The following is a 7,358-nucleotide window of genomic DNA, read 5'->3' on the forward strand; positions in this document are numbered from 1 at the left end:
CGCGGCCGCGGTCGTCCGCAAGCTCGACCCCGCTGCCGCCCAGCAGCCCCGCGAGCATCGCCGAGCCGCGCGCCGCCTGGGTCGCGCGCATGCCGCCGCTTGCGGCAAAGGGCTGCGCCATCCGCCGCCCGTCGATGCGCAGCACCAGCGAGCCGGGCGAGCCGGCCATGCCCTCGACGGCGACCAGCCCCTCGCTGCCGCGCTGGCACATGTAGCTCAGCGCCAACCGCCCGGATTGCACGCGGGCGTAATGCGTCCTGCCGCCATCGGCCGTGCCATTGCGCCAGCCCGCGCCCTGGCTGGGTGGCTGGGCGGGCTGGCGGCTGGGTGCCGCCTGCTCGCATTGCTCGGCCACGCAGGCGTGATAGCGCGGGTTCGAGGCGGGGCCGAAGTGATAGAGGCAGGAGTTGACGCAAAGCTGCATCTGCTCGCCCTCGGCTTGCGCATGGGCCGGGGCAAGCGGGGCCAGCAGCAGCGCAAGCGCAAGGGCGCAGGGCCTGAGGGGGGCGGTGCGGGGCATCGGCTTCTCCTGCATGGGGTTCGGCTGCAAGTTTCGGCCCGAAGGCCGCTTCGGGGCAAGCGTTTTTCCGAACCGGCCGGTCCGCGTTAACGCGTTCCCGCAAAACCATTAACAACGCCCGGAGGCCGCGCTATAACCAAGGCGATCCAGCCCGAGGCCCGAGATGAACGCCCAACATGAGATGTCCCATGAAGAGATCACCCGCGCCAAGCTGGAGGTGCTGCGGCGCGAGCATCGGGATCTCGACGAGGCGATCGCCGCGCTGTCGAGCCAGAGCCTGACCCATTCGCTGACCCTGCAACGGCTGAAAAAGCAGAAGCTGGCGCTGAAGGACCGCATCGCCCGGCTCGAGGACGAGCTGACCCCCGACATCATCGCCTGATTGCATGATCCCGCCCGGCGCTGTAGGGCGGGGCGCAAAAGGGGGTCGAGCCATGGAAAAAGCCGCCGAAAAGCCCGCCGAAACACCCGCCGGGAAACCTGTCGGAATCATCATGGGCAGCCAGTCCGACTGGCCGACCATGCGCGAGGCCGCCGCCATCCTGGACGAATTGGGCATCGCCTACGAGGCGCGGATCGTTTCCGCCCATCGCACGCCGGACCGGCTGTGGGACTATGGCAAGACCGCGGTGGCGCGCGGGCTCAAGGTCATCATCGCCGGCGCCGGCGGGGCCGCGCATCTGCCGGGGATGATGGCCAGCAAGACGCGGGTGCCGGTGATCGGCGTGCCGGTGCAGACCAAGGCGCTGTCGGGCGTCGATTCGCTTTATTCCATCCTGCAGATGCCCAAGGGCTATCCGGTCGCCACCATGGCCATCGGCGCGGCGGGTGCCGCCAATGCCGGGCTGATGGCGGCCGGCATCCTGGCGGTGTCCGATCCCGATCTGGCCGTGCGGCTGGATGCCTGGCGCCAGGCGCTGTCCGATTCCATCCCCGAGGAGCCGAAGGATGAGTGAACTGAAACCCGGCGCCACCATCGGCATCCTGGGCGGGGGCCAGCTGGGCCGCATGCTCTCGGTCGCGGCCAGCCGGCTGGGCTATCGCTGCCATGTCTACGAGCCGGGCGCCGCGCCGGCGGGCGACGCGGCGCATCGTCTGACCACCGCGCCCTATGAGGACGAGGCCGCGTTGCGCGCCTTTGCCGAATCGGTCGACGTCATCACCTATGAATTCGAGAACGTGCCGACGGCGGCGCTGGACCTGCTGGAATCGCTGCGCCCGATCCGGCCGAACCGCCGCGCGCTGGCCGTGTCGCAGGACCGGCTGGCGGAAAAGGATTTCCTGGCCGGCATCGGCCTGCGCACCGCCCCCTATCGCAGCGTGGAGACCGAGGCCGACCTGCCCGAGGCGCTGGCGGCGCTGGGTGCGCCCGCGATCCTCAAGACCCGGCGGCTGGGCTATGACGGCAAGGGGCAGATCCGCTTTTCCGATGCGGGGCAGCGGGACTGGACCGGCGCGCCCTCGGTGCTGGAGGGCTTCGTGGATTTCTCGGCCGAGATCAGCGTCATCGTCGCGCGCGGCGCCGACGGGCAGGTCGCGGCCTATGATCCGGGGCTGAACGTCCATCGCGAGGGCATCCTGCGCACCACTACGGTGCCCTGCGGCCTTCCGGCCGGCCTCTTGACCGATGCGGTGCTGGTCGCGGGCCGCATCGTCAATGCGCTGGACTATATCGGCGTCATGGGGGTCGAACTGTTCGTGACCCGCGACGGGCTGGTGGTGAACGAGATCGCGCCGCGGGTGCATAACTCGGGGCATTGGACGCAGGCGGGCTGCGCCGTGGACCAGTTCGAGCAGCATATCCGCGCCGTGGCCGGCCTGCCGCTGGGCGACGGCCAGCGTTACGCCGATGTCGAGATGGAGAACCTGATCGGCGACGACGTGCTGCGCATCCCGGAACTGCTGAAGCAGCCGCGCGTGCAGCTTCATCTTTACGGCAAGGGCGAGGCGCGCCCCGGCCGCAAGATGGGGCATGTCAACCGGCTGCCGTAAAGGCGCCGGCCAGGCGGTCGAATTCCTCGCGATTGCCGGGAATGCCCAGGCGAATCCAGTGCGGATGCCAGGGAAAGATGCGGCTCCAGATGCCGGCGCGGGCCAGCAGGTCGCATGCGGCCGGCGCGTCGGGGGTGTCGTAGAGCCGGAACAGATGCGTGCCGCCGACCAACGGCCAATGCGGGGTGACGATCTGGTCCAGGTGCAGCGCGGCCTCGGACAGCCAGACCACGGTGTCGTCGATCCATGGCGCATCGGCCAGCGCCTGGGTGCCGATCTCCAGCGCCGGGCCGCTGACCGACCAGGGGCCGGCGCGCTCGGCCAAGCGGGCAAGCGTCTCGGGCGCGGCGATGGCAAAGCCCAGGCGCAGCCCGGCAAGGCCCCAGAACTTGCCGAAGCTGCGCAGCACGGTGACGTTATCGGGCCGCGAGCCCGCCACCGACAGGTCGGGACGGGGATCGGCAAAGCTTTCGTCCACCACCAGTTGCCCGATCGTCGCGGCGATGGCGGCGACCTGCGCGGGCAGGAATTCGCGCCCGTCCGGGTTGTTCGGGTTCACGATCACCGCCAGATCGGCGCCGGCCAGCGCGGCCGGGTCGGCGGGCTCGGCCACCTCCCAGCCGGCGGCGCGCAGGCTGGCGGCATGTTCGTTATAGGTCGGCGACAGCACCGCCGCGCGCCGCCCCGGCAGCACATGCGGCAAAAGCTGGATCGCCGCCGAGGCGCCGGCCAGCGGCAGGATCTGCTCTGGCGGGCAGCCGAATCGGACGGCGGCCGCGGCGCAAAGCCGGGCGGTATCGGCGGCCGTCGGCAGCGCGGTCAGGGCATGGGCCGAAAGCGGCCCCGCCGAACTTGCCGGGTTTGGCCAGGGCCGGCGGTTGATTCCCGTGGACAGGTCGATCCAGTCCGCCCGGCCGAAGCGGCTGGCCGCCTTGTCGATGTCGCCGCCGTGGTCGCGCATGGGCAATCCTCCCTGGCCGCCCTTGAACCTGCACGAAAGCCGGCGGTCAAGCGGCGGAGCCTGGCTGTCGCGATCCGGTAACGGAATTTTCGCTTTACACCCTCGTGGAACCGGCACACGATATGTTGTAGGCGCATCCCGGAAACTACGCCGGGTGTAGTCTGGGCCACCAAGGGTTGGGGTTTCGACCTTGCCCCGCTCTCAGACAGGCAGGGGGACAGGACATGGCACAGCTGGACTTCATCCATAGCGATGACATCCATCCCATCGACATCGTGGAAACCGTCGCGGCGCATCACGAATGGGATTTCGACCGTCTGGCCGAGGACCAGATCGCCATGGCGGTCGAGGGCCAATGGCGCACCTATTCCATCACGCTGGCCTGGTCGCCGCGCGAAGAGGTGCTGCGGCTGATCTGCACCTTCGACATGGACCCTCCGGCCGAGAAGCTGCCGGCGCTCTACGAGGTCCTGAACCTGGCCAACGACCAGGTCTGGGACGGCGGCTTCACCTTCTGGGGGCCGCAGAGGCTGATGGTCTGGCGCTATGGGCTGGTGCTTTCGGGCGACGCCATCGCCAGCCCCGAGCAGATCGACCAGATGATCGGCAATGCCATCCTGGCCTGCGAGCGTTTCTATCCTTGTTTCCAGCTGGCCTGCTGGGGCGACGCCACGCCCGAGGCCGCCATGGACATCGCCATGTCCGAGGCCTACGGTCGCGCCTGAATTCCCGCCTTTGCGCGGGCCAAGTCAGGGGGCAGGACATGGATTTCTCGGATCTGAATGCGCGCGGGCTGGTGCTGGTCGGCTGCGGCCGCATGGGCGGCGCGCTGCTGGACGGCTGGCTGAAGAACGGGCTGGCGGCGCGGGCGGTGCATGTGGTGGACCCCCAGCCGCGGGCGGAGCTGTCGGGTCTGGGTATTTGGATCAACGGAGAATTGCCCGAGGCGCCCGCCGTGCTGGTGATCGCCGTCAAGCCGCAGATGATGGCGGATGTGCTGCCGCGGCTGTCGGTCGGGGCGGGGACGCTGGTCATCTCGGTCGCGGCGGGGGTGACGCTGGGCGCCTATGAGGCGGCCTTTCCGGCGGCGCCGATCGTGCGCGCCATGCCGAACACGCCGGCGGCCATCGGCCAGGGCATCACCGCCGTCATCGGCAACGCCAGGGCCGGCGAGGCCGAGATGGCCTTGGCCGAGGCGCTGCTGTCCGCCGTCGGCCGCGTGGTGCGGCTGGAGGGCGAGGATCAGATGGATGCGGTGACGGCGCTTTCCGGCTCGGGGCCCGCCTATGTGTTTCACATGATCGAGGCCATGGCCGCGGCGGGCGCGGCCGAGGGGCTTTCGCCGGCGCTGGCGCTGGAACTGGCGCGGGCGACCGTGGCCGGGGCGGGCGCGCTGGCCGTGCATGAGGACGAGGATCCGGCCAGGCTGCGCGAGGCCGTGACCTCGCCCGGCGGGACCACGGCGGCGGGGCTTCGCGAGCTGATGGACCCCGAGACCGGCCTGCCGCCGCTGATGCGCCGCACCGTCGCCGCGGCAGCCGAGCGGGGGCGGGAGCTGGGCCGATGAGCGGCCAGATCGCCTGGGCGGATTTCGAAAAGGTCGAGATCCGCGTCGGCCGCATCACCCGTGCCGAGCCATTCCCCGAGGCGCGGCGCCCGGCCTTCAAGCTGTGGCTGGATTTCGGGCCCGAGATCGGCGCCCGCAAGAGTTCGGCCCAGATCACCCGGCATTATGCGCCCGAGGAACTGATCGGCCGGCAGGTGCTGGCGGTGGTGAATTTCCCGCCCCGTCAGATCGGCCCCTTCATGTCCGAGGTGCTGGTGCTGGGCCTGCCCGACGCCGATGGCGAGGTGGTGCTGATCGGTCCCGAACGCGAGGTGCCGGACGGGGGGAGGATGTATTGATGAAGCTTCTGGTGACGCGTCGCATGACGCAGGCGGCGGAACATGCGCTGTCAGCCCGGTTCGAGACCGAGATCCTGGACCGCCGGGACGGCTTGAGCGTCGAGGAGGCGGCGCAGGCCCTGGCCGATTACGACGCGATCATGCCGACCTTGGGCGACCGCTTCACCGCCGAGGCCTTCCAGGCCCGGCCGCGCTGCCGCCTGCTGGCGAATTTCGGCGCCGGCTACAATCATATCGACGTGGCGGCGGCCGCGGCGGCCGGCATCGCCGTGACCAACACCCCGGATGCCGTGACCGAGGCCACGGCGGACATCGCCCTGACCCTGATCCTGATGACCGCGCGCCGGGCGGGCGAGGGCGAGCGGCTGTTGCGCCGCGGCGCATGGACCGGCTGGGAGCCGACGCAGCTGCTGGGCCGCCATGTCACCGGCTGCACCGTCGGCATCATCGGCATGGGCCGCATCGGCAAGGCCATCGCCCGGCGCTGCCATTTCGGCTTCGGCATGGAGGTGCTGTTCCACAACCGCTCGGTGGTCTCGTCGCTGGACTTCCCGGCCCGGCAGGTGGCCGACCTGGACGAACTGCTGGCGCAGTCGGATTTCGCCGTCGTCGCCGTGCCGGGCGGGGCCGAGACCCGGCACATGATCGGCGCGCATGAGCTGGAGCGGCTGGGGCCGCGCTCATACCTGGTCAATATCGCCCGCGGCGACGTGGTCGAGGAGGCGGCGCTGGTCGAGGCCCTGGCGCAGGGCCGGATCGCCGGGGCCGGGCTCGACGTCTACGAGTTCGAGCCGAAGGTGGCGCCCGCGCTTTGCGCCATGGAGAACGTGACCCTGTTGCCGCATCTGGGCACCGCGGCCGAGGAGGTGCGCACCGCCATGGCGATGCGGGCGCTGAACAACCTGGTCGCCTTTGCCGAGGGGCAGGCGTTGCCCGACCGGGTGAACTGATGGCGCCAGGCGTGCGCGCCATGGTGCTGGTTCGCGCCGGCATCGCCGCNGGGCCATGGCCGGGGTGCTGGCCGATCCGCCGGGACCGGGCGGGCGCTGGCGGGTGATCGCCGTCGGCAAGGCCGCCCGCGCCATGACCCAGGCGGCGCTGCCGGGCGCCGAGGCGCTGGCGGTGACCAATGCCGGCAACGACGCGGCGCTGGCCGGGGCGCGGGTCATGCGTGCGGGCCATCCGCAGCCCGATGCCGATGGCGTGGCGGCGGCCGAGGCGGTGATCGCCCGGCTTTCCTCGGCCCGGCCGCAGGACCGGGTGCTGGCGCTGATCTCGGGCGGGGGCTCGGCCATGCTGCCGGCTTGACGCTGGCCGACAAGCAGGCGGTGAACCGGCTGCTCTTGGCCTCGGGCGCCGATATTGCGCAGGTCAACCTGATCCGGCAGGGGCTGTCGCGGCTGAAGGGCGGCGGCTGTCGCGGGCGCCGGTCGCGGCGCTGATCCTGTCCGACGTTCCGGGGGACGACCTGCAGGTGATCGCCTCGGGGCCGACGGTGGCGCCGGTCGGCACGCGGGCCGAGGCCGCCGACCTGGCGCGCAGGCTGGGCATCTGGGAGCGGTTGCCCGAGGTGGCGCGGGCGGTGCTGCGGCAGCCCGAGGACCGCCGCGCCCTGCCGCCGGCCCGCAACATCCTCATCGGCTCGAACGCGCTTTTGGTCGCGGCCATGGTCGCGGCCGGGGCCGATCCGGCGCCCTTGCCGCTTGCGGGCGACGTGCAGGATTGCGCGCGGGCGATCTGGGCCCTGGCGCCGGGGTTGCGGCCGGGCCAAGCGCTGGCCTTCGGCGGCGAGACCACGGTCAGGCTGGTCGGCGACGGCATGGGCGGGCGCAACCAGGAACTGGCCCTGCGGCTTGCGCTGCTGGCCGAGGCGCAGCCGGTGAATTTCGGCTGGGCCTTTGCCGCGGTCGGCAGCGACGGGCGCGACGGTCCGGGCGAGGCGGCGGGCGGGCTGGTCGGCGCCGGCACGCCGGCCGCGAT

10 protein-coding genes and 1 pseudogene are annotated in these 7,358 nt (G+C 71.3%); 9 read left to right on the forward strand and 2 right to left on the reverse strand.

Annotated features, from left to right (window positions below; genetic code table 11):
• Window positions 1-520 (reverse strand): hypothetical protein (locus tag FE811_RS24945; RefSeq protein ID WP_140849224.1); only part of this gene is annotated, 520 nt, incomplete at its 3' end.
• 163 nt (window positions 521-683) lie between these two features.
• Here FE811_RS24945 and FE811_RS24950 point away from each other — a divergent pair.
• From FE811_RS24950 to FE811_RS24960, 3 genes are read left to right on the forward strand one after another with little or no spacing between them, the layout of a single operon-like run.
• Complete coding sequence (locus FE811_RS24950; protein WP_036751331.1) at window positions 684-902, forward strand: YdcH family protein; 219 nt, start codon at window positions 684-686, stop codon at window positions 900-902.
• Window positions 903-954: 52 nt separating this feature from the next.
• The gene (gene purE, locus FE811_RS24955) at window positions 955-1,476 is read left to right on the forward strand and encodes a 5-(carboxyamino)imidazole ribonucleotide mutase (protein ID WP_116222937.1); all 522 of its coding nucleotides are present in this window, start codon (window positions 955-957) and stop codon (window positions 1,474-1,476) included.
• Entirely contained in the window at window positions 1,469-2,512 is a 1,044-nt protein-coding gene (locus FE811_RS24960; protein ID WP_116222936.1) for a 5-(carboxyamino)imidazole ribonucleotide synthase, read from the forward strand. The genes purE and FE811_RS24960 overlap by 8 nt, the downstream gene beginning before the upstream one ends.
• Here the strand turns inward: FE811_RS24960 and cobD are convergent.
• Entirely contained in the window at window positions 2,496-3,473 is a 978-nt protein-coding gene (gene cobD / locus FE811_RS24965) for a threonine-phosphate decarboxylase CobD (RefSeq protein WP_036751326.1), read from the reverse strand. The two genes, FE811_RS24960 and cobD, sit on opposite strands and share 17 nt — an antisense overlap.
• Window positions 3,474-3,697: 224 nt before the next feature.
• Here cobD and FE811_RS24970 point away from each other — a divergent pair, with 224 nt between their 5' ends.
• The 6 genes and pseudogenes from FE811_RS24970 to FE811_RS28510 all read left to right on the forward strand — a co-directional run.
• Window positions 3,698-4,198 (forward strand): YbjN domain-containing protein, encoded by a 501-nt coding sequence (locus tag FE811_RS24970; RefSeq protein WP_036751324.1) that lies wholly within the window; start codon window positions 3,698-3,700, stop codon window positions 4,196-4,198.
• 38 nt (window positions 4,199-4,236) lie between these two features.
• Window positions 4,237-5,040, forward strand: coding sequence for a pyrroline-5-carboxylate reductase (gene proC, locus FE811_RS24975; RefSeq protein ID WP_116222935.1), 804 nt, complete (start codon window positions 4,237-4,239; stop codon window positions 5,038-5,040).
• Window positions 5,037-5,378: a tRNA-binding protein gene (locus FE811_RS24980; RefSeq protein WP_072460949.1), complete on the forward strand. Its 342-nt coding sequence runs from the start codon at window positions 5,037-5,039 to the stop codon at window positions 5,376-5,378. The genes proC and FE811_RS24980 overlap by 4 nt, the downstream gene beginning before the upstream one ends.
• A complete protein-coding gene (locus tag FE811_RS24985) occupies window positions 5,378-6,328 on the forward strand; it encodes a D-glycerate dehydrogenase (protein ID WP_116222934.1) in 951 nt (316 codons plus the stop codon). Before FE811_RS24980 ends, FE811_RS24985 begins: the two co-directional genes overlap by 1 nt.
• A 133-nt stretch (window positions 6,329-6,461) precedes the next feature.
• Window positions 6,462-6,906: pseudogene (locus FE811_RS28505) on the forward strand (DUF4147 domain-containing protein); the annotation flags it as partial.
• Between the two features lie 291 nt (window positions 6,907-7,197).
• A partial coding sequence (locus FE811_RS28510; protein ID WP_305034201.1) for an MOFRL family protein occupies window positions 7,198-7,358 on the forward strand: 161 nt, incomplete at its 3' end.

It is taken from the genome of Paracoccus sp. FO-3 (assembly GCF_006386455.1).
Taxonomy (GTDB): Bacteria; Pseudomonadota; Alphaproteobacteria; order Rhodobacterales; family Rhodobacteraceae; genus Paracoccus; species Paracoccus versutus.

Bases quoted from the DNA above. Each gene is read 5' to 3' on its own strand.
- FE811_RS24950 (WP_036751331.1), top strand. From the start codon at position 684: ATGAACGCCCAACATGAGATGTCCCATGAAGAGATCACCCGCGCCAAG.
- purE (WP_116222937.1), top strand. From the start codon at position 955: ATGGAAAAAGCCGCCGAAAAGCCCGCCGAAACACCCGCCGGGAAACCT.
- FE811_RS24960 (WP_116222936.1), top strand. From the start codon at position 1,469: ATGAGTGAACTGAAACCCGGCGCCACCATCGGCATCCTGGGCGGGGGC.
- cobD (WP_036751326.1), bottom strand. From the start codon at position 3,473: ATGCGCGACCACGGCGGCGACATCGACAAGGCGGCCAGCCGCTTCGGC.
- FE811_RS24970 (WP_036751324.1), top strand. From the start codon at position 3,698: ATGGCACAGCTGGACTTCATCCATAGCGATGACATCCATCCCATCGAC.
- proC (WP_116222935.1), top strand. From the start codon at position 4,237: ATGGATTTCTCGGATCTGAATGCGCGCGGGCTGGTGCTGGTCGGCTGC.
- FE811_RS24980 (WP_072460949.1), top strand. From the start codon at position 5,037: ATGAGCGGCCAGATCGCCTGGGCGGATTTCGAAAAGGTCGAGATCCGC.
- FE811_RS24985 (WP_116222934.1), top strand. From the start codon at position 5,378: ATGAAGCTTCTGGTGACGCGTCGCATGACGCAGGCGGCGGAACATGCG.